At 54.6% G+C, this 24,388-nt stretch carries 24 protein-coding genes and 3 pseudogenes; 12 read left to right on the top strand and 15 right to left on the bottom strand.

Features of this window, described 5'->3' with window-relative positions:
- Nucleotides 1–508: 508 nt before the first annotated feature.
- The gene (locus QZR14_RS13065; protein WP_311996791.1) at nt 509–1,342 is read left to right on the top strand and encodes an undecaprenyl-diphosphate phosphatase; all 834 of its coding nucleotides are present in this window, start codon (nt 509–511) and stop codon (nt 1,340–1,342) included.
- Here QZR14_RS13065 and QZR14_RS13060 read toward each other — a convergent pair whose 3' ends face one another.
- Entirely contained in the window at nt 1,343–1,762 is a 420-nt protein-coding gene (locus tag QZR14_RS13060) for a DUF2388 domain-containing protein (protein ID WP_311996790.1), read from the bottom strand. It lies immediately after the preceding gene.
- Between the two features lie 27 nt (nt 1,763–1,789).
- Nucleotides 1,790–2,776: a tRNA dihydrouridine(20/20a) synthase DusA gene (gene dusA, locus QZR14_RS13055; RefSeq protein WP_311996789.1), complete on the bottom strand. Its 987-nt coding sequence runs from the start codon at nt 2,774–2,776 to the stop codon at nt 1,790–1,792.
- A 145-nt stretch (nt 2,777–2,921) separates the two neighbouring features.
- Between dusA and QZR14_RS13050 the strand changes: the two are divergent.
- Nucleotides 2,922–3,809, top strand: a pseudogene (locus QZR14_RS13050) (hypothetical protein).
- 30 nt (nt 3,810–3,839) lie between these two features.
- On the opposite strand, the gene QZR14_RS13045 reads toward QZR14_RS13050, so the two are convergent.
- From QZR14_RS13045 to QZR14_RS13025, 5 genes are all read right to left on the bottom strand, one after another.
- A complete protein-coding gene (locus QZR14_RS13045; RefSeq protein ID WP_311996788.1) occupies nt 3,840–4,529 on the bottom strand; it encodes a hypothetical protein in 690 nt (229 codons plus the stop codon).
- Between the two features lie 29 nt (nt 4,530–4,558).
- Nucleotides 4,559–5,587 carry a hypothetical protein gene (locus tag QZR14_RS13040; RefSeq protein ID WP_311996787.1) on the bottom strand — a complete coding sequence of 343 codons (1,029 nt, stop codon included), beginning with the start codon at nt 5,585–5,587 and terminating at the stop codon, nt 4,559–4,561.
- 48 nt (nt 5,588–5,635) lie between these two features.
- Complete coding sequence (locus QZR14_RS13035) at nt 5,636–5,932, bottom strand: hypothetical protein (protein WP_311996786.1); 297 nt, start codon at nt 5,930–5,932, stop codon at nt 5,636–5,638.
- Nucleotides 5,933–6,788: 856 nt separating this feature from the next.
- Nucleotides 6,789–8,867 carry a hypothetical protein gene (locus tag QZR14_RS13030; RefSeq protein WP_311996785.1) on the bottom strand — a complete coding sequence of 693 codons (2,079 nt, stop codon included), beginning with the start codon at nt 8,865–8,867 and terminating at the stop codon, nt 6,789–6,791.
- Nucleotides 8,868–9,033: 166 nt separating this feature from the next.
- Complete coding sequence (locus tag QZR14_RS13025) at nt 9,034–9,549, bottom strand: hypothetical protein (RefSeq protein WP_311996784.1); 516 nt, start codon at nt 9,547–9,549, stop codon at nt 9,034–9,036.
- A 292-nt stretch (nt 9,550–9,841) separates the two neighbouring features.
- Here QZR14_RS13025 and QZR14_RS13020 point away from each other — a divergent pair, with 292 nt between their 5' ends.
- Nucleotides 9,842–10,204 carry a DUF6124 family protein gene (locus QZR14_RS13020; RefSeq protein ID WP_311996783.1) on the top strand — a complete coding sequence of 121 codons (363 nt, stop codon included), beginning with the start codon at nt 9,842–9,844 and terminating at the stop codon, nt 10,202–10,204.
- Nucleotides 10,205–10,326: 122 nt separating this feature from the next.
- Here QZR14_RS13020 and QZR14_RS13015 read toward each other — a convergent pair whose 3' ends face one another.
- The gene (locus QZR14_RS13015; RefSeq protein ID WP_311996782.1) at nt 10,327–10,731 is read right to left on the bottom strand and encodes a DUF7079 family protein; all 405 of its coding nucleotides are present in this window, start codon (nt 10,729–10,731) and stop codon (nt 10,327–10,329) included.
- A 579-nt stretch (nt 10,732–11,310) separates the two neighbouring features.
- Between QZR14_RS13015 and QZR14_RS28080 the strand changes: the two are divergent.
- The 4 genes and pseudogenes from QZR14_RS28080 to QZR14_RS13000 all read left to right on the top strand — a co-directional run.
- A pseudogene (locus tag QZR14_RS28080) lies at nt 11,311–12,387 on the top strand (methyl-accepting chemotaxis protein); the annotation flags it as partial.
- Nucleotides 12,373–13,245 carry a methyl-accepting chemotaxis protein gene (locus tag QZR14_RS28075; protein WP_442967404.1) on the top strand — a complete coding sequence of 291 codons (873 nt, stop codon included), beginning with the start codon at nt 12,373–12,375 and terminating at the stop codon, nt 13,243–13,245. The pseudogene QZR14_RS28080 and the gene QZR14_RS28075, both read left to right, overlap by 15 nt.
- 141 nt (nt 13,246–13,386) lie before the next feature.
- Nucleotides 13,387–14,166 carry a S6 modification regulatory phosphodiesterase RimA gene (gene rimA, locus QZR14_RS13005; RefSeq protein WP_250607018.1) on the top strand — a complete coding sequence of 260 codons (780 nt, stop codon included), beginning with the start codon at nt 13,387–13,389 and terminating at the stop codon, nt 14,164–14,166.
- A 175-nt stretch (nt 14,167–14,341) separates the two neighbouring features.
- Complete coding sequence (locus QZR14_RS13000; RefSeq protein ID WP_250606932.1) at nt 14,342–14,554, top strand: hypothetical protein; 213 nt, start codon at nt 14,342–14,344, stop codon at nt 14,552–14,554.
- A gap of 3 nt (nt 14,555–14,557) precedes the next feature.
- Here QZR14_RS13000 and QZR14_RS12995 read toward each other — a convergent pair whose 3' ends face one another.
- From QZR14_RS12995 to QZR14_RS12965, 7 genes are all read right to left on the bottom strand, one after another.
- A complete protein-coding gene (locus QZR14_RS12995) occupies nt 14,558–15,349 on the bottom strand; it encodes a transporter substrate-binding domain-containing protein (protein WP_311996780.1) in 792 nt (263 codons plus the stop codon).
- Between the two features lie 58 nt (nt 15,350–15,407).
- Complete coding sequence (copD, locus tag QZR14_RS12990; RefSeq protein ID WP_311996779.1) at nt 15,408–16,277, bottom strand: copper homeostasis membrane protein CopD; 870 nt, start codon at nt 16,275–16,277, stop codon at nt 15,408–15,410.
- Nucleotides 16,278–16,280: 3 nt separating this feature from the next.
- Nucleotides 16,281–16,655, bottom strand: a complete 375-nt coding sequence (gene copC, locus QZR14_RS12985) for a copper homeostasis periplasmic binding protein CopC (RefSeq protein ID WP_250606929.1) — start codon at nt 16,653–16,655, stop codon at nt 16,281–16,283.
- A 31-nt stretch (nt 16,656–16,686) separates the two neighbouring features.
- The gene (locus tag QZR14_RS12980) at nt 16,687–17,556 is read right to left on the bottom strand and encodes a copper resistance protein B (RefSeq protein ID WP_311996778.1); all 870 of its coding nucleotides are present in this window, start codon (nt 17,554–17,556) and stop codon (nt 16,687–16,689) included.
- 11 nt (nt 17,557–17,567) lie between these two features.
- A complete protein-coding gene (locus QZR14_RS12975) occupies nt 17,568–19,265 on the bottom strand; it encodes a copper resistance system multicopper oxidase (protein ID WP_311996777.1) in 1,698 nt (565 codons plus the stop codon).
- A gap of 53 nt (nt 19,266–19,318) precedes the next feature.
- Nucleotides 19,319–20,590, bottom strand: coding sequence for a hypothetical protein (locus QZR14_RS12970; protein ID WP_311996776.1), 1,272 nt, complete (start codon nt 20,588–20,590; stop codon nt 19,319–19,321).
- A 129-nt stretch (nt 20,591–20,719) separates the two neighbouring features.
- Complete coding sequence (locus QZR14_RS12965; RefSeq protein ID WP_250606924.1) at nt 20,720–21,190, bottom strand: hypothetical protein; 471 nt, start codon at nt 21,188–21,190, stop codon at nt 20,720–20,722.
- A gap of 165 nt (nt 21,191–21,355) precedes the next feature.
- On the opposite strand from QZR14_RS12965, the gene QZR14_RS12960 reads away from it, so the two are divergent.
- The 5 genes and pseudogenes from QZR14_RS12960 to QZR14_RS12940 all read left to right on the top strand — a co-directional run.
- On the top strand, nt 21,356–22,021 hold the full coding sequence (locus QZR14_RS12960; protein WP_311996775.1) for a ribonuclease T2: 666 nt from the start codon (nt 21,356–21,358) through the stop codon (nt 22,019–22,021).
- Nucleotides 22,022–22,156: 135 nt separating this feature from the next.
- On the top strand, nt 22,157–22,654 hold the full coding sequence (locus QZR14_RS12955) for a PAAR domain-containing protein (RefSeq protein ID WP_311996774.1): 498 nt from the start codon (nt 22,157–22,159) through the stop codon (nt 22,652–22,654).
- 3 nt (nt 22,655–22,657) lie between these two features.
- Nucleotides 22,658–23,386: an alpha/beta hydrolase gene (locus QZR14_RS12950; protein ID WP_250606921.1), complete on the top strand. Its 729-nt coding sequence runs from the start codon at nt 22,658–22,660 to the stop codon at nt 23,384–23,386.
- Entirely contained in the window at nt 23,386–23,904 is a 519-nt protein-coding gene (locus tag QZR14_RS12945; RefSeq protein ID WP_250606920.1) for a hypothetical protein, read from the top strand. The genes QZR14_RS12950 and QZR14_RS12945 overlap by 1 nt, the downstream gene beginning before the upstream one ends.
- A gap of 213 nt (nt 23,905–24,117) precedes the next feature.
- A pseudogene (locus tag QZR14_RS12940) lies at nt 24,118–24,354 on the top strand (class II aldolase/adducin family protein); the annotation flags it as partial.
- Between the last annotated feature and the right edge of the window lie 34 nt (nt 24,355–24,388).

Raw genomic sequence — 24,388 nt, 5'->3', positions numbered from 1 at the left:
TCTGTGACTGACAATTGGTAACATTCACGCGTTTTTTAGACGTGGCTCCCGAGTTTTCTAACAATAATTAAGCATTTCAAGCTTTTAGTTGATTTTCTCGGGAAGGTGAACTACTGCTTAGATGGTGGCTATATGCAATGGTGCCACTATTTTGAGCTTATCGCGATGGCTTTGTCTATGTCTAATTGCCACTGTCTGGCCATCTCGGAATAATGTGATATTGATCACACTTTATTGTCAGAGCAACTTTTTTCTGCAAAAAGGCCTAAATATTTTCCGCGTAGTTCGTCAGCCGACGATTATTAACATGGCTTGAGTGTGGCAATTCATAAGACCTATTCTTCAAGATCAAAAGATCGCAGCCTTCGGCAGCTCCTACATTTGAAATGCATTCCCCTGTAGGAGCTGCCGAAGGCTGCGATCTTTTGATCTTCATAATGTGCCAATTGTGCAAACCCCTGAGTGTTATTACCCGGTCGCTCGCCACGAGCGCTCTGACGGAGGATTAATGGATTTCTGGACCCTTTTCCAGGTGTTGATATTAGGTGCGGTAGAAGGCCTGACCGAGTTCTTGCCGATCTCGAGTACCGGCCACCAGATTATCGTCGCCGACTTGCTGGAATTCGGCGGCGAACGCGCCATGGCGTTCAACATCATTATTCAACTGGGTGCCATTCTTGCCGTCGTCTGGGAGTTTCGACCGAAGATCTTCGACATCATCAAAGGCCTGCCCACCGAACGTAATGCCCAACGCTTCACCCTCAACTTGCTGATCGCCTTTCTGCCCGCCGTGGTCTTGGGTGTGTTATTCGCGGACGCAATCCACGAATACCTGTTTAACCCGATCACCGTCGCCGTCGCACTGGTCGTCGGCGGCATCATCATGTTGTGGGCCGAACAGCGCAGCCATGTGATCAGCGTCGAACACGTCGACGACATGCGCTGGTCCGACGCACTGAAAGTCGGTTTCGTACAATGCCTGGCGATGATTCCCGGCACCTCGCGCTCTGGCTCGACCATCATCGGCGGCCTGCTCTTCGGCCTGTCGCGCAAAGCCGCCACCGAGTTCTCGTTCTTCCTCGCCATGCCCACCATGGTCGGCGCCGCCGTGTACTCCGGCTACAAATACCGCGACCTGTTCCAGCCCAACGACCTGCCAGTCTTCGCCCTCGGCTTCGTCACCGCGTTCATCTTCGCGATGATCGCCGTGCGCGGCTTGCTCAAGTTTATTGCCAACCACAGCTACGCTGCGTTCGCCTGGTACCGGATCGCGTTTGGTTTGCTGATTCTGGCAACGTGGCTGTTTGGCTGGGTCAACTGGACCGCCGCAGCAGCCGCCTGATCACTGAGCGCTGATCAACGCCGCAATGGCGAGATCGTTTAACGCTGAATTCGGCGACTCCTGACGAAAGCGCTGCAAGGCCGAGGTGAAATACGCGGCCTGCAGCATGCCGTCGCTGGCCAGATAGAGTCGCGCGTCTTCTTGCTCCTCGGCGGAGTAAACACGCTTGTGACTGTCGGTCGTTTCCTGGCTGGACGAAATAGGTGCGAGGATCAAAGACACCAAAGTGAAGCCGGAAAACTGCGTCACCTCCCACGGCGTATCGGTACGGCCCATGCAAAAGCCATCGCAGTGCGCATAAACGTTGGAGGTGAAGCTGAACAAGGCGAGGAGGATGAAACGCTTGAAAGCAGAAAAAGTAAACGCGGGCATAAACAAAAGACATCCTGTCAGTACAACAAAACGCCGGGCAACGCTCATGCGTCGCCCGCACACTCAAACCATCAATCAACGACCTTCAAGCAACTCAGCCGCCTGATCCAGCAACGCCAGCGGATCCTTGGCCTTGTGAATATCCACCGACAACAACTGACGGAATTTCCGTGCCCCCGGGAACCCCGTGCCCAGGCCCAGCACATGCCGGGTGATGTGATGCATCGCACCACCGGCCTGCAAATGCTCGGCTATATAAGGACGCAACTGCGCCAACGCCTCAGCCCGACTGATCACCGGCGCCGAACTGCCGAACAACTGCTGATCCACCTCCGCCAGCAAATACGGATTGTGATAAGCCTCACGCCCCAACATCACACCGTCGAACGTCTGCAAATGCTCATGGCAAGCCTCCATCGTCTTGATCCCGCCATTCAGCACAATCTCCAACGCCGGAAAATCCGCCTTCAGCTGCGCCGCCACGTCATAGCGCAACGGCGGAATGTCACGATTCTCCTTCGGCGACAACCCCTCCAGAATCGCAATCCGCGCATGCACGGTAAAACTGGTGCACCCGGCATCGCGGACGGTGCCGACGAAATCACACAGCTCAGCGTAACTGTCCCGACCGTTGATGCCGATGCGGTGCTTTACCGTCACCGGGATTGTCACCGCGTCACGCATTGCCTTCACACAATCCGCCACTAACTGCGGGTGACCCATCAGGCACGCGCCGATCATGTTGTTTTGCACACGATCGCTTGGGCAGCCGACGTTTAGGTTCACCTCGTCGTAACCGTACTCCTGGGCCATGCGTGCGCAGGCGGCTAGGTCCAATGGAACGCTACCGCCCAACTGCAACGTGAGAGGATGCTCGGCTTCGTTGTGACGGAGGAAGCGTTCGTGATCTCCGTTGAGGAGCGCACCGGTGGTGACCATTTCGGTGTAGAGCAGGGCGTTCTTCGATAGGAGGCGTAGGAAGAAACGGCAATGGCGGTCGGTCCAATCCATCATTGGGGCGACGGAGAAACGGCGGGAGAGTGGGGCGGGTTGTAGAGGCATTTGGGGGAATCTGGATCAGAGGGGCGAAGGTGGGGGAGTTTATCAGGAATGAGCTGGGCAGAGCTTTACACACTGGGATTCATGTGTGCCCGGTCGATGATAGGCGGTGTTTAAGGTCGTATAAGTTGAGTGCTTTGCCCCAGAGTTGATTGCCCGGGTGGTCGCCGTGGCCGGACGCCGGACGCCGGACGCCGGACTGCGCGACGGCTTCCGTCTGCGCTACGCCGTCGACATCGAGGTGCTTGATGCCGACGATGAACCAGACCCAGCCATGCCGCCGCTTACTGGTGTTCCGTTACCGCTGCCCACCAGTGGCGAGGAAATGGGCATTTACGCCTTTCCGGAGGAGGGCACGCGGGTCGTGGTGCTTCGCCTACGGCCTGCCGAACAAGCCCAACATCCAATCGATCTTGCCGCATGGGCTGAGCATGCCGAAGGTGCCACAAAGGTGATCAGGTGTGGCAGCACAGCGCTTCCGTCCAGCAGCGTGTCGACGCCGACGGCAATTGGCTACGCCAAACCGAAGGCAAGATCCGTGATCAGGCGATCGAGCGTGAAGTGGAAGCCCTGGACAACCGCGAGCAGTTTCAGGGCCACAAGCAGACGATCGATGATCACTCGACCGAGAGGTGGGTGGTGAGAAATAGATCGAGGCGCTGGGCGCGCTCAAGCTAATGTCGGGTGGATCCGCGAGCCTGGCGGCGGTGGATGATCTGCACCAGGCGACAGGTCGTGATTTGAACCTTGTTGTGGGTCAGAAGCACAACGCCGCGGCGGGTGGCGATATGCATGAACGTATTGCAGGCTTGCGCGAGAGTCTGACGAGTGGCAGCCAAAGAATGCAGGCGCCGAAAAACTGGATCGGGTCTGAACTGTGAGTATATTTAAAATTATGTGCGATACGCTGAATCTACTTGAGTAAATGAATTTGCAGATATCAACTCATACTCATGGAACTACTCCTGTACCGTCTAATGCAGTAGTTTTTTGCAGCGCAAGCCGGCACTTCAGAAGCTATGAATGTACTAGTTGAATAAATTACTCTTTGAATGAATAGCCCGCGTCAAGTTTCAGAGGTTAAGTTGTCGATATCTCGCTTTATGTTGTTAAGGAGAATCTCAAGTTCTCCAGTCAGAAGCTTCATTCCATTCGCCGTCCCACCCATGCCTAGCTGATTGGCTTCTTGATCAACATAGAAAATATGGTAGTCATTTATTTTTCTCGCACCGGCCTCATCTATGGCTGCGCCGTCGGCGATAGCTTTGTTGACAAGTTTCTGAGTCGCAAAGCGTCCGGCATTGTAAACCGCTTGGCAATCCACGTTGTTGAGCTTGATCATTGTAATTAAGCCCTTTGTTCGCATATAGATACGCACAATTTTTGCAGAAACTGAAGGGTCAATATTCGCTAAGCAAGGCGGTGCTGAATCGTATATAGGAAAGGGGTTGTCACCTATTGGCAACATCATAATGTAGGGTGAGTCATCAGGTACTAATAGCAACCCCTTTCCGTACTCGTACATATAAATATCCCAAGCTGTTGTTAGCTCGGCTTTTATAAGTCGCAGCGTATTGCATGTTACCGCTCTTTCGTCATTTTTTGATTTTTGCGTAGCAAGTTCGTGTGCTCTTATCGTCGATTTACTTGTAGCTCTGGCACCAATATATGCAGCGACTAAGGCGATCGCGACCTCTTTAGAGAGTAGCCCGTCAAATAAGCTCGCTATGAAGTTCATAATGTCCAAAAGTCGCATAATGTCACCTGAGGTTTGTTGACCGTACTTCAATACCCATCGATCCCGAGCGTCTTCAATATAGGACGGCGGGGGTCGCCAAGCTTTTTTGAGATTTCAACAAAATAAGCTGCCACATTCAAATCTCTCTGATCGATGCCGCGCCAGAAGAAAGGTACATTTTGATTTTCGAGGCTTTCAATGAACGTAATATGTGTGAGACATATAAATATTCTCACGAAATTTGCCGGATTCTTAAAGTCGTTCTTTATCAAGTGTATTATTATATGACGATTAAAGCCATCAGCTTCACCGTAGCTAGGCTTGTACAGAACTTCTTTGAAGTACAGTCTGAATGCGTTAATTACATCGGACTGTGGACAGATATGGGTAAAAAAGTCTATCTCTAAAGTTTGGCTATAATCTTTTCCCGGGTACCACGCGTAGGTATCTACACGCCGCCTGCCCCACTGGACAATGATATCTCTAAGATGACGTTCAAACTTCTCCCCGCTAACGTTGTTCGGCGCAATGGTGAGGCGCGTGTTTTGAATATTTCTTAGGCCAGCTTCGAATACTGGAATTAAAGACATTATTGCAGCATGATCCATTCCAATGTAATAAGCCTCGATTGCCTCAAAGATGATCAGTCGATAGTCTTTTAGTGAATCGCTTGCTGAAAAAAATCTATTGAAATAAGCCGCCGCAATTTCCGGGGCGAGAAATTCGTTCAGCCATATATCTGCCGCTTCCTTAGGGTTTTTGGCACAGCTCATTTCATTTATGTCTTTGTTCAGCTGCCCCTCACCGATTATGTGAAGTGGCACAGGGAACGATAATGGCAGTGCTCTTTCCTGTGCACCGGTAGCTCGCCCCCACTTTTCGTTGTAATACTTTATTGGCCTTTCTGTGAGGAAGCAGAGACCTGCATCGGTAGAGATCTCAAACCCTGGTTTACCTATGTCTTTCTGGCAGACATCTACATCTTTATCTTCGTGCTTATTGAAGGCTGCGACTATTTGATCTTCTGTCAATTTGGGATAACTATTGAGTTTTTGCAGTATTTTTTCGTACTTCATTCCGTAATCCCTTAGACGAAGAAAGTATTTTTATGACTACGTTGCCGGTCACTCGAAACGGCACCACCATGATTGAGCGTAGGCACAACCATCAATGTACTCGATTCCGCTGATAACAAATCCTGTGATAGCCATTCCTGCAAGGGTGGTATTAAGCAGCGGCGGTAGCGGGTCAGGATCAAGCGGCATACCTATTTCAACGCGTGCGATGTCGGCTGCTCGGCCTAACTCATGGTACACAGTAGAGTTCACCATGACGTTGCCCCTGATCGTCGGATAGCGGCGTCGCTCTTTTGGATCAAGCGCGACACCACGTAAGCGCATAGGTGTAACCAGTACGTGCATGGCGCTTCCTGCTCTTCAGCGTCAAGGTCAAGTAGCGATTCGACCGCGTAGGCCAGCGCTGCATCCGCCAGCTCCAATAAGTCGCTGAGTTCGTCAGCATCGATCACATGGCCCTGGTGCAGTGCATGTGCTTGCCTAAGCAATGCTTTGTGATGGGCGCCGTGCATTGCGCAGCATGGTCCGCCACTGTGCTATCGCGGGTGGCCTCCGTGATTAACGTTGCTGCAGACTCTACATTCATCAGTCATGTCCACCTTACTAAGGTGCTGTATATATAAACAGTATATCGGTAGGCGTACCCATCAACATCAACGGAGCGACTCATGGCCACTGCCGACCGCTAGAGACATGCGCGTCTGGCTGGAGCGTTGCAGCTGATAGCCCTATGGAAAATCCTGCAGCCAAGAAAAAATCCGATGAAAAAGCACTTATCCCCCTTCCGCCGACGGGCTCTGCGTCTTTTTTTGTGCAAAAGCTGAGAGTTTGTAATGTGCGCGCGAACCTAGTTGTACTGGTGACTCTGAAAGACGGTACGTGATGGCACTGTTTGCAAGATTTTGTAGAGGAGTGCAGTACCTTTCTTCTGCACCGTTAAGCGGTACAAACGAGAGCGCCTCCTACAAGCCAAGCCCACGAAGGGAATCATCCTGAAAACAGGCGTTTCGTAGAATTTTGATTTTTCGACCGGTCGTATTTGGTAACGCCCATGACGTATTGAAATCACGAAAAAACGGGCCGAAAAGCCCGCACAGTAACGCTTTCAGGTCGTTAGTTCCTTTTCATAAATTGGCAGTCGCTGATGGTGATTTTTCGAACGACAGTGGTGTACCGATTTGTGCATTTCTCCTGGCGCAGCTCATATCTCAGAATCCACAAAGGCTATGTCGTCACCAAAGGGCACGCTGACATACGGAGTACCGTCCTCCATCGGCCACGGACAGATCTGTACCGTCCACAGGAGTCGCTCGACATGCCTGCTCAGCTCATAGATGTTGTCGACGGTGAACTCATTTTCGACGTCGTACAGATTGCGCAGGTCGCGCCCGAATAGCTCCAACCAGCGGGCCAACTCTAGAGTCTCCAAATCACTAGGTAGTGAGGATCCGGGGAAGACATCATGTGCAGATAAACCCTCCCTATGCCCTAGCCATTCTGCCGCATGGGTTAGAACAAATGCGATTCGCGGAAGCGCTATATTCAGCAATGTATCCATATCGCTATTTGTTCTATAAGCCAAACGAGCAGCCCTAATGGCTTCTTGCGCTGCAGCATAACTATCCTTCACCAAATCAGCATAACGCTTACCTGCACTTGGATCTGCAAATGCACTTTGACGTGCGCAAAAAAAGCTACTTGGAGCAGTAGATATGCTCGAAATGAGAAGTTTACTCACCGGGTCTATTGCTGTTCCTGAAGTTTGTTTTATTGTTGATTCGTAGCGAGTTGTGTGCAAGAGTTCTGATAGCATTGTTAAGAGTAGATGAATGGCATGTGAGCGGTCTTCGTCAATATCTGAAAGGAGGCTATAGGCAATAGTCGCATCAATGACTATATGATATTTCGGCTCGCTGTCTCGAATTACTTGAGCTACTTTTGCGACCGCTCTACCATAGTCTCGAGGTTGGCTTTCGTTTGCTTTTGAGGTTTTATTAGCGCCGTTTAAGCTTGCCAGTGCAGCGGGATAGTCTAGTGCGAAAGTTATTCCGTCCAGAATGGAAATAGGAATCCCGTGGCCTATTTCACGGATAATTGCCTTAATGATCTCAGCAAGTCTCAAAGCTATATCTGAGTTTCCAAAGTCTTTGAGCGTTAATGAGAATGAGGTTGATGAGCTATTATCCGTTTCGTAATAGGCAGGCTCAAATGGTGTAAAACTTTCTTTTTTGTTTTCGGAGGATAGTTGGAATCCCGAAAGTGCCTCGTTGACACTTGCATTAATGGTATTAATGGATCTTTGCCCAATCAACTGCGTTAGGTCTATCCCTTCTTCAGGTCTATGTGATATAAAAAAACGGTCGCAACAAGAAGCACTTTCCGCATTTAGCGCTTTTAAATCAATTAACTCATTTGTACCCTTCCTTCCGATCAGTAGCCGATCATGGGCCAGCGGAAGTATTACTAGCTCGATATTTTTCCGGCCAGTTAACAGCAGGGGTGTAAGTTCTTGTCCCTGCTCCCTGGCAAGTACAACGCAGTCAGGGAGTATTGCTCCCTTTACTTCCTCGGTCGACCAATTGAACTCAGCTAGTCTTTTCTCCCACTGAGTCTGATCACGAGTTTCCAGAGCTTTATTATGTGCGTCACGCACATGGTTTGATATTTCAGTTGAGAAGGTTTCTAGTTGTTGTGCTATCAGTGGCGCTGAGGTCTCAAAAAAAGCATTGAAGTTCTCGCGAGCTAAAAAGGAAACGAATCTACGTGCGAGAGGACGGGGAATCGACAGCGAGTCAAGTGGGGTGTTTTCTAAAGTCTCTTCGATTATTTTTTTGAAATTCGTTGCGTCGGCGAAGTTGTCCACATTGATATGATTGCGGACTATTTCTGGATCTGTAAATAGAGGGGCCGCTGCGTTGAAAACCTTTGACGCGCCCTGTTCGAATAGGGATCGTACGTGAGCAGTCCTCAGCATAAGATGCGTTGTTAAGCGTGCTGCAATTTTAGGGTCAATAGGAGTATTCACCGGTGCCGATTTCAATGCGGAAAAATCAACTAATAATTCAATTTCTATTTCGCTGATCAAGTCATCTAAAGTTTTTGACCCATCTGTTCGGATCTTAGAGTAGAAGCTTTCGCCTACTCCTATATCTTTTGTTCCTACTAATCGAGCTTTACTTTCGCGTCGGTGTAGCCAAGTTCGTTTAGCTGTGTGATCAGGGTCGTCTAAAAAACCGCGCTGGAGAAATTGAGGGATGTAGTGTTGACGTCTTCCAGCCATGATGATCTTCCGTTTTTCAATGTGGTGGTTTGAGCATGAGCGTTAAAGAATCTCACAGTCGGAAAGCAAAATAGGTTAGACATGCCCGGATTCATACGCTGCGGCCAAATACATCTTTGCTGAGCATGCATCATAACTTTCCCTTAAGTTTCGACTCCGTTAGTGCTTAATCTTTTTCCTTCAATTTAAGGCGTGCAAATTCTTGCTTTGTAAAGCCAGCATTCTCAGCTATGCGATCTAGGGCCGTTCTCGCATTGTCGCCAGCATCTGCAAAGCCTTGCCGCTCGGCCAACAACGTGAACTCCATTATCGCCGCTTCAAGTGCAATTTGAGTTTCATAAATTTTTTCGAGCGTGGCGGATAGGGAATATTCGATGCCCACACCTTCGACTCCATTCGGAAAGCTGAAAGCATAGCAGGGCGGATCGAGGGCTGATTTCAGGTCGAGGATGGGGAATGGGTAATTTTGGTAAGAAGGTGCAAAAATGGACTTATAGTTCTTGTAAACCGTAGCGTTGACGTATGCGACGGACAGTACTTCTAGAAGAACGATGTGCTCTCTGCGTTGGTGACAATATTTGGATCGTTTAGCGTGCTCGTAGAGCCCTTCCAACAGAAAAAGCCGCGTCTGTTTAAATGAAGTCTCTTGCTGCAGCCCTAAGCCTACACCACCTTGCGCCACCCCCTACACCTAAGACAGAATCCCCCGGCTTGTGCGTCTAGCCCGCAGGTTCTATCGTCCCTACGTCACTGAAAACCAGTGATCGGGTTTGGTAGCCCGTCTCCGTCAGAAGCACAAGACTACTGTCTTGCGAGGGCGTTTTTCGTCTTCGTTTTATGGTGGTCATGCGCGGGGCGTCTTCGGATGCGCCGGGGTTCCTGACGACCGGTCTACCAACCTGCGTATGGCCTCCACCCTTCGTTTGGTAGCGAGAGTGATGGCTCCTTTTCGTTTATCCGTCAGGAGTTACACCATGTTCAAACCAACACCGAATCCACCAGAAACCGACCCCGCATCCCCCTACGAATCCCTCAACTCCAAAAAACTCCACGAAGCCGCCGAACGCGCCCTCGATCACTACCTCCTTCCCGCCAATCACATCATGTCCAGCGTCAACGAACCCGAGCGCATGTACCTCGCCAATCCGAAGTACGACTCGGAGTCCCTGCTGGCCAATGCCAGTGAAACGCTGAGTTCTGCCTCGGAAATGCTCAACAACTTCGCCGCAGCATTAGAGCCCTCACACCGCAAAACTGCACTGGGCATCGCGCAGGTGGTGATGTTGGGTGAGTTGGCGGTGAATCAGGCGTTGGATAACGTTGAGGTTAAAGCTTAAATCCTATCCCGCTGTGGCGAGCGGCTTGACCGTCGCCACGGTGGGACTGGTCGCGCGCTGTGATCGAGAGGGATCACATTTCACTGCTCGTTGGTAACCGGGGCTATCGAGCACGGCAGCGCTCATTTTCGGTAATGCCTGGATATCTCTTTCCATATGTATTTGTATCGAAACTCAAGCCAGCGAATCAGCGGTTTGTCTAGCTGACGTCTGAAGCGGCTTCGTTTTCGGGCTTTCAATGTTTCTGCGATGTCAGCCTTCAATTGCTCCAGGTTGAACGCAGACCAAATCATCGGGATCACGGTCTCGAGATTCGTATGACACACCGGTGCCACTTCTTCATAGAGGATTCGCTTGATCTCTTTCGGATCGTAATCCTCGGTCTGGCGCGCGATGGATTCGTAGTCAACCTCATTGTCGACAAACGCGTCGGATAACGACCAATAGACATCGGAGCGCTGTTTTTCAGTCGCTGATGCCCAGCTTCGTGTGGTGGGGGCGGTGTCAGAGGAGGCTGGTTTTTCCATGTTCGACTTCCTGTCTTAATGGGGGCGAGCGTATCAAGCCTGAGCGACCGACGCCCCGAAACAATCTTTGGAATATCGATGGCAAGGTGGCGGCTCGGAGTGGATGGTCGAAATCAAGCCGTAAACCCCTTCTCCTCTGTGGCGTGCAGCCACTGCTCGCCGCAGAGGGGCTAGCGCCTGAATCCACATTTTCAGCCCCGTTTTACGCCAGTAGCGATGTGCCACAAACCGTGATGGCAATGCGTCATCACGCTGCTCAAAAAGTTCAACGATTATACAAAAATATAAAGTTGTACAAGTTTTCGCAAAATTAATAGCATCCCTCCAGACACCTTTGCTGAAACGATAAATCCAGCGTGCAGACGCTCTGTTTGCGACGTGACGGGTTTGTCTGCCGGTGCTCGCGTCGGGTTTGTTTTCGACGCTTCAACAGCATCGGCATTTGCATTTCAGGGACAGCTGGAGCGTCCCGTATTACGCCTTGGATGACGACCCCCGAATGTCTGGACGGTGACTGCGGTTGCCGGAGATCTATTTTTTTGTGCCCGGCGTTTCGCGTCTGGGCGTTTGAGGCTGAATATGGCAGTTGCATCGAATTTCCTGGGTGACATCAAGGTTTCCCGCAAGCTAGGAACCGGCTTCGGCATTCTTCTGCTGGCCGTTTTGGCGGTTGCCTTCATTGGCTATAACAGCAACAGCGTGCTGGTTGATCGTTTGAGTACGACGCGTCTGATCGGCACGTTGAATGACGCGACGCAAGATATGCGGCTGTCCGAGAAACAGTACGAAGCCGCCGCTGACGCAGCGTTCGCCGAGTCCTATAACGCTCAGCTGAATGTCTTGCAGGGTCTTGTGAGCAAGGCGCTGGACACGTTGACCCGTGCTGAGAACCAGCAAGCCCTGAAGGCTTTGCAAGCCACGATTGTTGCCTACGATCAGAAGGTCAAACGGTTGATCGCTGCCGATCAGTCGACCACGGATGCCCTGAAACCGCTGACGGCGCTGTCGGACAAGTACGCGCAAACTTTTGCCGGCATGCTTGAAGGCACCACGACCAGTGCACTGGCGTCTGCCGATGGCGAACGCGTTCGGGAGCTGCGCACGGTGGCCGATTTGCGCAATGGCATGACCACGTTTCGCCTGATGTTGCGTCGTTACATCGCGGTGCCCAACGACGTGAACAAAAAAATGATGATGGAGACCATCGATAGCTTCTTGAGTGATATCACCAAGGCGCGCACCAGCCTGCCGACGGCCCTGTCGAGCCAACTGGAGGAAGCGCACGCCGGCATGCGTCGTTATCGCGAAGTATTGGTGGAAGTGGCCGGGCTGTTTGAGCAGAAGCAGACCATGCGCGAGCAGGTCGACCAGGAAAGCAAGGCGATGGACAAGATCATGACTGGCCTGATGGACACCCAGCAGCGCCTTGCGCGTGAGGATCAGCATTCTGCCTTTATCCAGATGGCCGGATTGACTGTGTTGGCGCTGGTGATCGGGCTGTTTGCTTCGGTGGTCATCTCGCGCCAGATCACGGCGCCGCTGGCGCTGACGGTTGATCTGGCTCGACGTATAGCCAAAGGCGACCTGACGGTACAGGCCAAGTCAAACCGCAAAGATGAGTTGGGCGATCTGCAGAATGCGATGCAGGACATGGCGCAGAACCTGAACACGCTGGTGCAAGGTATCGGCAATGGCGTGACGCATATCTCCACCTCTGCGGAAAAGCTTTCGGCCATGAGCGAGCAGACCAGCGCGGGTGTGCGTCAGCAAAAAAGCGAAGTGGATCAAGTCGCCACGGCGATGCACGAAATGGCCTCGACCGTGCAGGAAGTGGCGCGTAACACCACCGATGCCTCCGCTGCCGCGACCCTGGCCGATCAGCAGGCGCGCCACGGCAGTACGGTGGTGAAGCAGGCGACGATGCAGATCAGCGAACTTGCTATGGCCATTGAAGAGTTGGGCGGTGCGATGAACGTGCTGACTCAGGACAGCGAGCAGATCGGCAAAGTCATCGATGTGATCAAAGCCGTCGCCGAGCAGACCAATCTGCTCGCGTTGAACGCCGCGATCGAAGCGGCGCGGGCGGGGGAGCAGGGCCGTGGTTTTGCCGTGGTGGCAGACGAAGTGCGCTCGCTGGCGCAGCGCACGCAGGACTCGACCAAGGAAATCGAAGCGCTGATCGTCACCCTGCAACAAGGCACGCAAGCGGCCGCGACGCTGATGGCTTCCAGCCGCGAGCGCACCCTCGATACGGTGGAGTTGGCGCAGAAGGCCGAATTGGCGATTACCGAGATCAACCAGTCCATCGGTACGATCCAGGAAATGAGCCTGCAGATCTCGGCCGCCGCCGAGCAGCAAAGTGCCGTGGCCGACGAAATCAACCGCAGTATTGTCAGTGTGCGTGATGTGGCTGATCAGTCGGCTGTCGCCAGCGAAGAAAGTGCGGCGGCGACCATTGAGTTGGCGTCACTGGGGCAGGACCTGCAGCGAATGACCGCGCATTTCCGCACCTGATCTTTTCAACTTGGCGCACGCGGTGCCTTCAACTGTTCAGGCGCCGCAGGGCTACAGTTATCGCCTCGTTTGCAGATAACCAAGGCCAGCAGCTGTTTTATTTATCGCCATGGAAGGTTGCACGCCGTCATCAGGTGGTTCATGACCGACTTTCCAAAATCATTCGCGTCTCCCGGAGGCTGCCAGGGCTGTAAGAACAAAGGCGTGCCGGACATGGATTTCGCCTTCGCTTTTCAGCCCATTGTGGATCTGCGTGATCAAACGACGTTTGCCCATGAAGCCTTGGTTCGTGGCGTGAACGGTGAAGGCGCCTTGTCTGTCCTGGAGCAGGTGGACGATCAAAACCGTTATCGATTCGATCAACTGTGTCGTGTGCGGGCGATTTCCACGGCGGCTGAGTTAGGCATGACGCAGTACCTGTCGATCAATTTTCTGCCGAATGCCGTTTACCGCCCGGAAGTGTGCATTCGCAGCACGCTGGAAGCGGCGCGCACTTACGGCTTTCCGCTGGAGCGGCTGATCTTCGAAGCCGTGGAAGGCGAGCACGTTGAAAGCAACAAGCATTTGATGAGCATCTTGCGTGAGTATCGTGAGTTTGGTTTCAAGACAGCGATCGACGACTTTGGCGCAGGCTATTCCGGCCTTAACTTGTTGGCGGATTTTCAACCGGACTTGATCAAGCTGGATATGGCGCTGATCCGCAATATTCACCGCGACCGGGTGCGCCAGACCATCGTGCGTAACGTGGTGAACATGTGCAGAGAGTTGGGCGTGGAGGTGATCGCCGAGGGCATAGAAGATGCTGAGGAAAGAGACTTTCTCGCCGATTGCGGCATTTATCTGATGCAGGGCTACTGGTTCGCCAGGCCTGCCTTCAAATCCATCGCGCAGATCCCGACAAGTGCGTGGCTGAAGCGATGATCGCTTTCAGCTCGCGCTGATCCGCTCGATAACTTGGCTCAGCGCCGTACGTTTGTTGAGCCATTCAGTGTTGGTAGTCCCCCTGTCGATGAGCAAAGTTTCATCTTGCCGTGTGTGGCGCAGGCCTAGGATGTTGGCACAAGATCATCGCTTTTTATCCCGAGGGAATCGTGCCATGCGCCTGAATGTCGTCAAAGTGCTGTTGGTTGCCGCAGCGATATCGGTGTTGAGTGCGTGTTCAGGCGCAGGTGGCTTGACCACTACCAGTTGTTTCTCCGGCGACTGTCAGTCGCCGGAGGGGCGCAACGCCAATACGTTGAAGTTCGGCGGCAACAGTATCGGCAGCAGTCTCAATCAGTACAGCTCCGGCATGTTGCATGACGATTAAGGATTACTGCGCGGCAGGTACGGCGATCCACTCGCTCAGGGTTTGCTGATATTTGCCGGTAACTTTGCTCAAGTGCAGCCACTGATCGACGTACAGTTTCCAGCTGATGTCATCGCGCGGCAGCAGATACGCCTTCTCGCCATATTGCATGTACTGATGCGGATTCACCGCGCACAAGCCCGGTTTGAGTTTCTGCTGATACAGCGCCTCCGAGGCGTCGGTGATCATCACGTCGGCCTTGTTGTCGAGCAGTTGCTGAAAGATCGTCACGTTGTCGTGCAGGGCCAGTTGCGCCTTGGGCAGGAAGGCGTGGACGAAGGCTTCGTTGGTGCCGCCGGCGGGTTCGACCAGGCGCACGTTGGGCTGGTTGATCTGTTCCACCGTCTGGTACTTGCTGACATCGGCGCAACGCACCAGCGGGATTTTGCCGTCAGTGTCGAGGGTGTTGCTGAAGTAGGCTTTTTTCTGCCGTTCGAGGGTGACCGAGATGCCGCCCATGCCGATGTCGCACTTGCCGGCCTGCATGTCCGGCATCAGGGTTTTCCAGGTGGTTTGCACCCATTCGACTTTGACCCCGAGGCTGTCGGCCAGTGAGCGGGCCATGGCGATGTCGATGCCTTCGAATTCGCCGTCGGTGCGTTTGAAGGTGTACGGCTTGTAGTCGCCGGTGGTGCACACGCGCAACTGGCCTTGTTGCTGGATGCTGTCGAGGTGCGAAGCGCTTGGCTCGGCGTGGGCGCCGGCGGCGACGCTCAGCAGGCCGCAGAGGATCATTGTGCTTTTTAGTGTTGTCATTGTGATCGGGCTTCCGGGAAGGACGGTGGCCCAGTGTAGTGAAAGGCTTTGTCGGGTGTCATCCCGGGTCCGGACTCAACGTGCCGAGCCACGCCACCAATGCAACGATCAGCAAGGCCATTGCCAGTTCAACCACCACGCTGCGTCTGAGCGCATTGGCCGCGATGGCATGCTGCCCATCGCGCAACGATTGTTGCAGGGACGGGCCAAGGTGAAAGCGGTTCAATGCCGCCAACACCAACATCCCGGCAAACAACACGACCTTGATCGCCAGCAGCATCCCGTAAGTGCCGAGCAACACGTCATCCAGCCTCGGCCCGACGATGAACAGGTAATTCACTGCACCGGTAATCGACAGTGTCAGTACGATCACCGCGCCAATCCATTCGAAGCGCTTGACCGAAACAACCAGCGAACGAATACGCGATTCATCGATCATTCCCCGCGCCATCAACACCAGCGCCAGCATCGCACCCAGCCATGCGCCCGCCGCGAGCAGGTGCAGAATGTCGCTGAGAAAATGCCAGAACCGCAGCGCGCCCTCGTCCATCGCCCCATGCCCGCTCCACGCGAGAGAGGCGAGGGCGACGGCGCCGGCCATCGATGCAAGCCCTGCGCCGGGCCTGATCAACACCACGATCAGCGCGCTCATCCGCAGCGCCCACGCCAGCCCGACGTCGGTTTCCAGCAACATCATCTGCAGATGCGGCCACAGCGCCGCGAACGTCGCTTCGCCGCTCATGGCGCGGGTCATCAACACCAGTCCGGCGCCTGACAACAGCGTCCCGATCAACGCCATCCCGCGCAACATCGGCCGAAACCGCAGCAGTGTCTCAGCGCTGTACAGCGCAAACAACGCCAGCCCGAACAACAGCAGCAAATCCACATACAACGCAAATCGCAGGAGGATGTTGATCAGTTCAGCCATCGCTCACTTCACTTTGAACGTGACATTGCCGGTGATCGGGTGCGTATCGCTAGACACCGCGCGCCATTGCACTTGGTAGGTGCCGGCGGGCAGCGGCGCGAGCGGGGTGATCAGCATGCTTTTCGGGTCGCTGCCGGCACTGACTCTGGCTTTCATCGGCATCGGTGAGTGGGCCATGCCGGGCATCTCGGTCATGACCAGTTTGGCGCCGGAGAACTGCGTCAACAGGTTCTCGGAAAAGTGCAGTTCTATCTTGCCGGGCGCGGCGCCGTCGGCACCTTCGGCGGGGGTCGACGAGAGCAGTTTCGGGTGGGCCTGGGCGAGGCTGCTCAGGAGCAAGCCGCTGGCGAGTGCAAGGGTGATGTTCAAGGTGCGCATGCAAGACCTCTGGGTTGTTTTCCAATGGGATTCAGAACCACATCCGCACGCCGAGGACGAGGCGCGCTTCGCTGCGATCCTCTCCTTCTTCGCGGGCGTAATCGGCGGTGTTGCCGTAGGTACGGTTCCACGTCACGCCGATGTAGGGGGCAAATTCGCGGCGGATTTCGTAACGCAGGCGCAGGCCCGCCTCGGTGTTGGCAAGCCCGGAACCGATGCCCCGTTGCGCATCGTTCTTGCCGTAGACGTTGACTTCGGCGGTGGGTTGCAGGATCAGGCGATTGGTCAGCAGGATGTCGTAGTCACCCTCGAACCGCAGCGCGCTCTGGCCGCCTTCACCGATAAACGCAGTGGCCTCGGCTTCGAAGTTGTACAGCGCCATGCCCTGCACACCGAACGCGGCCCAGGTCTGCGGCGCGCCGGGTTTGAAGTCCTGCCGCACGCCGCTGACCACGTCCCACCACGGTGATATTGCATGGCCCCAGAGCGCCTGAATCTCGGCGTCTTCAGTCTTGCCGTTGCTGCGTTCGCCTTCGGAGCGCAGCCACAGACGATCGATATCTCCACCGATCCAGCCGGACAGATCCCAGGCCAGCGCGCTGCCGTCATCGGTGTCCTGCCATTCGAGTTTGTCGGCAAGAAAGTAGCTGTTGATCGCGCTGTCGTGGACCTGATGGCCGCCGGGGCTGGTGAACACGGCGGCGCGGTCGGCGTCGGTCAGGGGCGGGATCGGCGTGCGGCTTTCGGTCGGCGCGGCGGGCTGCATCATGCTGTCGTCCATGCTTTGCAGTGCCGAGTGATCCATGCCGGACATCTGGCTGTGATCCATGCCCGGCATGTCGCTGGCGGCCATCGCCGAACTGCCGATCAGCAGCAAGGAAAATGCAGTGAGTCGAGTCATCAGCGGCCCCTTCATTCTTCCACCCGCACTTCGCGGAACATGCCCGTTTCCATGTGGTACAGCAGGTGGCAGTGATAGGCCCAGCGGCCGAGCGCATCGGCGGTCACGCGATAACTGCGGCGCGTGCCGGGCGGCATGTCGATGGTGTGTTTACGCACCTGGAACTCACCGTTTTCGTCTTCCAGATCGCTCCACATGCCGTGCAAGTGAATCGGGTGGGTCATCATCGTGTCGTTGACCAGCACCAGGCGAATGCGCTCGCCATACTTCAGGCGCAAGGGCTCGGCGTCGGCGAATTTGATGCCGTTGAACGACCAGGCGAATTTCTCCATATGCCCGGTCAGGTGCAGTTCAATCGTACGGCTCGGATCGCGGCCATCCGGGTCTTGGAAGCTGCTGCGCAGGTCGGCATAGGTCAGCACGCGACGGCCGTTGTTGCGCAGGCCGAGGCCGGGGTCGTCGAGTTTTGCCGCAGTGCTCATGGCTTGCATGTCCACCAGCGGATTGTCTTTTTCGCTGTCGGGATGGGACTGCATCGGGCCCATTGCCGAGTGGTCAATGGCGCTCATGTCCATTGAGCCGTGATCCATGCCGCCCATGCCCATGTCGTCCATGGTCACCAGCGGGCGAGGATCCTGATCCGGTACGGGTGCCGAGAGCCCGGCGCGAGTGGCGAGGGTGCCACGGGCAAAACCGGTTCGATCCATGGCCTGGGCAAACAACGTGTAAGCCTCGGCGTCCGGCTCGACGATCACGTCGTAGGTCTCGGCCACCGCGATACGCAATTCATCGACGCTGACCGGTTTGACGTGCAGACCATCAGCCGCCACCACAGTCATTTTCAGCCCGGGAATGCGCACGTCGAAATACGTCATGGCTGAGCCGTTGATCAGGCGCAGCCGCAGCTTTTCGCCGGGGCGGAACAGCCCGGTCCAGTTGTTATCCGGCGCGTGGCCGTTCATCAGGAAGGTGTAGGTGGCGCCACTGACGTCGGCGATGTCGGTGGGGTTCATCTTCATGTCTGCCCACATCTTGCGATCGGCGACGGTGGCGCCCCAGCCTTTCTCGCTGACGTCATCGAAGAAATCGCCGACGGTGCGTTTGTGGAAATTGTAGTAGTCGGATTGTTTTTTCAGGGTCTTCAGCAGGCTGGCCGGGTCTTCGTCGGTCCAGTCACTGAGCATCACCACGAACTCGCGGTCGTAGTGGAACGGCTCAGGCTCCCTGGCGTCGATCACCAGCGGCCCGTAGACGCCGGCCTGTTCCTGCAAACCGGAATGGCTGTGATACCAGTAGGTGCCGTTCTGTCGCACCTTGAATTGATAAACGTACACGCCACCCGGTTCGATGCCGTGAAAGCTCAGGCCCGGTACGCCGTCCATGTTCGCCGGCAGCAGAATGCCGTGCCAGTGAATCGAGGTGCTGGCGCTGAGCCGGTTACGCACCCGCAGCGTCACGGTGTCGCCTTCGCGCCAGCGCAGCAACGGGCCGGGCAGGCTGCCGTTGATGGTCATCGCCGTGCGTGGGCTGCCGGTGAAGTTGACCGGGGTTTCGCCGATGAACAACTCGAACTCGCTGCCGCTCAGTTCATGCAATTGACCGGGGGCATTCAGCGCCCAGACCGGCGTGCGCCACAAACCGAGGCCGCCAAGCAGACTGCCGGCGGCTAGGCCTTTGACGAAGGTGCGTCGTGAAGGGTTGGAAGGCATGCGCTGGAAATCCCCGTTTGACTCATGACGGGGAGGTTAACCAGCGCCAGCTTTCAGTTGGCTGAGTAGGGGATTACAGTTTTGACAGGTTCAGCCAATTGCTCAATACGGCGTTGGAGTTGGAAGACCTGTGGCGATAGGTGAATCGGCTTGAGAATGGCTGAGCGCAAGTGATCCCAGCCAACGACGTGTTCAGCACGCTGCTGCCAGCTGAGTATCGGCGCAAGCCCTGGACGCAACGGTTTCTGAGTGACCTTGCTATTACGTGTGGCGATGCACAAGCGGGTGTAGCGAGGCAGGTCATACAGGTTCAATCGCTGCAGGTCTCTGCTGCACAGCAGCAAGATGTCGCCAAAGGCGAACAATGGAAACGCCGTGACTTCGACCTTTTGTTTTTCATTGAGTCGGGTTTGCCACTGCCGGTTATCGACATCGCTCAGACTGATGTTTTCGTCGAGTATGAAACGCGCCGGCGGTTGACGGATGGCCAGTTTTCCAGCGGCTGCATAGGTGATGCTTGGCATCGCACTTGGCCATAGCAGTAGAAACCCGCAGAACAGCACCAACGCGGCTGCGAATCCATTGGTCATCCGCGTGTAGACATGACCTTTGCTGATGTAAAAAATGAAAACCGGGATGAGACTGAAAACGAGTGTGCCCAAGCAGAACGAGCCGACTACCACGAGTGCGTGAGGGGTGTCTTCGCCGACGTAGGTTGAAATAATCAGTAATGCCGGCAGCGACGCAAAAAACACGGCGAAGACGATGATCAGGCCGATAAAGATTCGAAAGCCGTTTTTCTTCCAGGCATTCATTCCCTTGGTGTTTTTGTTGAAAATCTTTCGAAAGGGTTTGCGAAGGAAAAGTGCGAAATAGGCGATTTCAGTAACCAGAAAAACGATCGCCATCGAACTCTCTGCACTGAATCTGTTTGAGAACATGAAAAGCAGAACAGTGAATGCACAAAAGCCCAGATAAAAGGGCACCAGCAACCAACTGGCAATCCGATTGTGTTTTTTGGGTACTTTTTCGAACATCGACACGGTGAGGCCGTAGAAGCAGGCGCTGCTGGAAAGGACGACCAGATAACCCAACATGATGGCTACAATCAGAAGTAGCCAGATGGCAAGCACCGACTTGGCATCGATACCGGCCAGGAAAAGATCCGTACGACCGATCGCGCGCGTATACGCATACAGCGCATAGATTGCCAAACCTGCACCAAGGAAGCCTAGAGTAACGGTGATCTGGCTCCAGTAATCAAGAATACGTTTCAAATTGCGCTTGAAGAACTGCGTAGACGTTGGTGCGGTTGAAGCATCCATGCGATCGGGATTTCCATCGGGTTTGATTGGTGGTTCTGTAACGACAAATGGCCAGATTTCTTTAGAAATCTGGCCATTTGTCCTTGTTCTTTGCTCAGGGCAAGAGGCTTTGTCAGTGATGGAGAGAGTCTAAAGTCCCAACCCTTCCTGCACCGCCAGCAACAGATTATTTTCGGTCAGCGCGATGGCATCCAGCTGCTGGCCTGTTTCAATCGACTGCACCCACCAATGGCTCTCACCGTGCTCATCTACGGTGCGCAGCAGATAGGTGTCCGTGGCTGACGGGATAATCTGCACCCGGCCTGCGCCATCCTCGGTAAACCGGGCAATGGGATCAAATGTCAGACTTTGATGATTGGCCTCGATCACCAGTTGGTCGATGGCGTAATCGTGGGGCTCACCATCGGGTGAGGTTTCGCAAACGTGGGTCGGATTGCGCCGAATCTTCAGGCCGACTTCGGTGACCGGCTGCAGCCACGCCTCGATGCGGTGGTACAAGTCGTACACCTGCGCCGGCCAGCAATCGATCTCCAGCGCGGCATCCGCGTGGGTGTGCCGGGTTTGCTTGAGTTTGGCGGCGAGTTCGTCTGCTTTACTCATTTCGGATCCCTTGGTTTGATGTCTGCCTGTTAATCGTAGACCTTTCAACGGCGTACGACGTTGCCTTGCGTCATGCGCCTGCAACACAAGCGTGTCGAAATCAGCGCTGGCCAAGTCGGGTCATGATCGAAAACCACGGACGCAGGCGTCCCAAGGAGCGGGTGGATGAAAAAGCTGTTTACAATTTTGGCAGTGATTGCGCTGACGGCCGGTAGCATCGGTTTGAGTTCGGCACGCCAATCGCAGTCGAGCAAGATCCAGGCGGAATCGGTGGCAGGGGTATTCGATTACTACCTGCTGACGCTGTCCTGGTCGCCGACCTTTTGCCTGACCCATAAAGATGACTCGCAGTGCACGGGCAAGGGCTACGGCTTTGTGCTGCACGGCTTGTGGCCGCAATACGCCAAGGGTGGCTGGCCGCAATCCTGCCCGCCGCTAACCACGCTGAATGCGGCGCAAACCAGCAAAGGCCTGACACTGTTCCCGACCAAAAAACTGCTCGACCACGAATGGGCCAAGCACGGCACCTGCAGCGGCCTCGGCGCGATGGGTTATCTGGATGAAGCGGACAAAGCCGTTGGCGCGGTGAAAATTCCGCAGGAGCTGCAACCGCTCAGCTCTTCGTATTACTTCGAAGCCCAGGAAATCGCTGACCTGTTCCGCAAGGCCAACCCGGGAATCCCGGCCGATGGCATTGCGGTCATTTGCAGCGGCCCGGAACTGTCGGAAGTGCGCGTGTGCATGGGCAAGGATTTGCAGTTCGGCGCCTGTGGCAAAGGCGTGAAGACCCAGTGCCGGGCGGGGGATATTCGCGTGCCGCCGTCGCGTTGAAGTGAGCGGTTTCCATGCATTGAAAAGGCGCCTGATCGGGCGCCTTTTTTCGCCTGAAGGTTTGAAGCGCCTGGAAAATTCCCGCATGCTTGCGCGCCCCAAAAGGATGACCCGCAACATTGCAAGGAGCTGTTCATGAGCGGAAAACCCGCCGCCCGCGTCACCGATCCAACCGCCTGCCCACTGCCGGGACATGGCACCAATCCCATAGCCAGTGGCTCGCCGAATGTGAATTTCGACGGTCTGGCGGCTGCGCGAATGACAGACAAATCTGCCTGCGGCAGCCCGATTAGCGGCGCTGTGGCTTCGACGGTGTTCATCAATGGCTTGAACGCCGCCACGTTGGACAGCACCGGTGGTCACGGCAATGTCGTCATCGGCGGTTCAGGCACGGTGATCATCGGTGACACGGTGACTGCGGCGCCCTTCAGTGGTTTGCTGCCGATGCCGGTGCATTTCACGGACAGGTTGAAACTGGTCAATGACGTGACCGGTGAGCCCATGCCTGATCATCCTTACGTTATTCAGCGCGCTGACGGGCGTCTGGAACATGGAGTGTCTGACGCGAACGGATTCACCCACCAAGTCAGCTCGCATCTGCCGGAAACCATCAAGTTGTTTTTGGAGGAGTAAGGCATGACTGCTGAAACGGTAACGTGCGCGAAGGGCAACAATTACAGGCTGCACAAGGAACATGCGCTGACAGACAAGAAAGATGTCAGTGACAAGCCTGTGCCAGTGGAGAGTACCAAGGCGATTGTGGTTTTTATCGGAGGTGCGGGAGATAAGGAGAGTTATTATTTTTCGGGGCCTTATGAAAACATCCAGGATGCACGACGTGCATTTGATAGGCGCACTGAGACATTAAAGGGACAAGGAAAATATAAATCGGAATGGTTGGGTTACAACGAAGTCAGAGGAAAGCAGGACATTCAACGGCACGTGCTAAGCCTTATTCCGTATAAAAGCTGTCCCGTCTATATCGTGGGCCATAGCCTCGGCGGCTGGAATGGTGCGCACCTGTCCAAAATAATGTCGGATTGGGGTTACAGGGTTCAGATGCTGATCACCCTGGATCCTGTGGGTGAAGGGGCTTTGGTTTGGCTGGGCTCAGACATTTATCGCGAACGTCCCACGCCAGTTTCGGTTGATTGGATCAATATCAAGGCAACACCTTCCAAGAGAGACCCATCAGACGGGGTCGCGGACTTCGGGGAAAAATGGATGATCTCCTGCGGACCGTCAATTAACGTAAATGTCGACACCAATCACGCTAACGCACTGGGATTGCTAAACGCCCCAATCGCTGATGGTAAATCTGCAAGTGACTTGTTGTTTGATTCAATCATGAAGGAGTTTTCGTGATGTATAGATTGTTCCTTTGTATGGTTCTGGCTGTCTGTTCGGGATGTGCAAAGGACCATTCACAGCCTCCGGCAAATTTGAGTTATGTGTCCGTAGATAGGTCGAGTTCCCTTTTATATGTCATCAAATATCAATCCGATGTGGATGTTTTGAACCTGTTTGGGCGGGGCGAAAGGCAAGGGATGGCTTCGGGGACATTGAGGTGCGCGTTTGCGGATGACCACGATTTTTCGGTTGGCAAAGCTATTCAGTTTTCTGCAGTGGGGCTTGTAGATTCTGATATACGCGAAAACGGCAACTCCGAATTCTCCTTTTCGACCAGTACATTTATCACTGAAACCTCCAGCGACCGAAGTACGGAGAGAGATCTGTCAGTGGCAGAACTGAACCACCTCCTTGCCAACAAACAACAAATCCCCTGCAAAGTCGTCGTCACCGCCTACGGCTACAAACCCTACTACTCAAACACCATGAACATTCCCGTCGCGGATCTGCTGCGGGAAATCAACAAACCCTGATAGCAGAGGCGGGTGGATTTCAGGCGAATCCCCCCGCATCCATCCCCAACTTCCCACGCAAAAACTCCACCAAGCCACGCTGCAGCCCGCTCAACACACCCTCACGGCTGACCAACGCCAATTCCGTCGGCGCCAGTTCCGGCAAATCCGTACACACCTGACCGCGATCCCGAAAATGCCGCCGTTTCCCGAGGTGATCGAAACCCTGCGTGAATTGAAAACCACGGTGTGATCGTTGCCGCCCCGACCATCGCCGAAGCCTGGGACGACCTCTATTACCTGGAGCGCGCCGCCCAGGTGCAACTGCTGGCGATGGCCACGCAACGCGAGCTGAAACCGGTGCCCCACGCCATTGCGCAGTGCGCTTGTGAGCAGATGCGCGAGGGCGATCCACAGAGTGCGCGGGCGCATCTGCACAGTGCGATGCGGCGCCTGGCCCTTCACAACTGACTAACCCTAAAGAGGCTATCGAAAATAAATCTGC

The organism is Pseudomonas sp. rhizo66, assembly GCF_031931925.1.
Classification (GTDB): Bacteria; Pseudomonadota; Gammaproteobacteria; order Pseudomonadales; family Pseudomonadaceae; genus Aquipseudomonas.
This window is presented reverse-complemented; position numbering and strand designations above follow the sequence as displayed.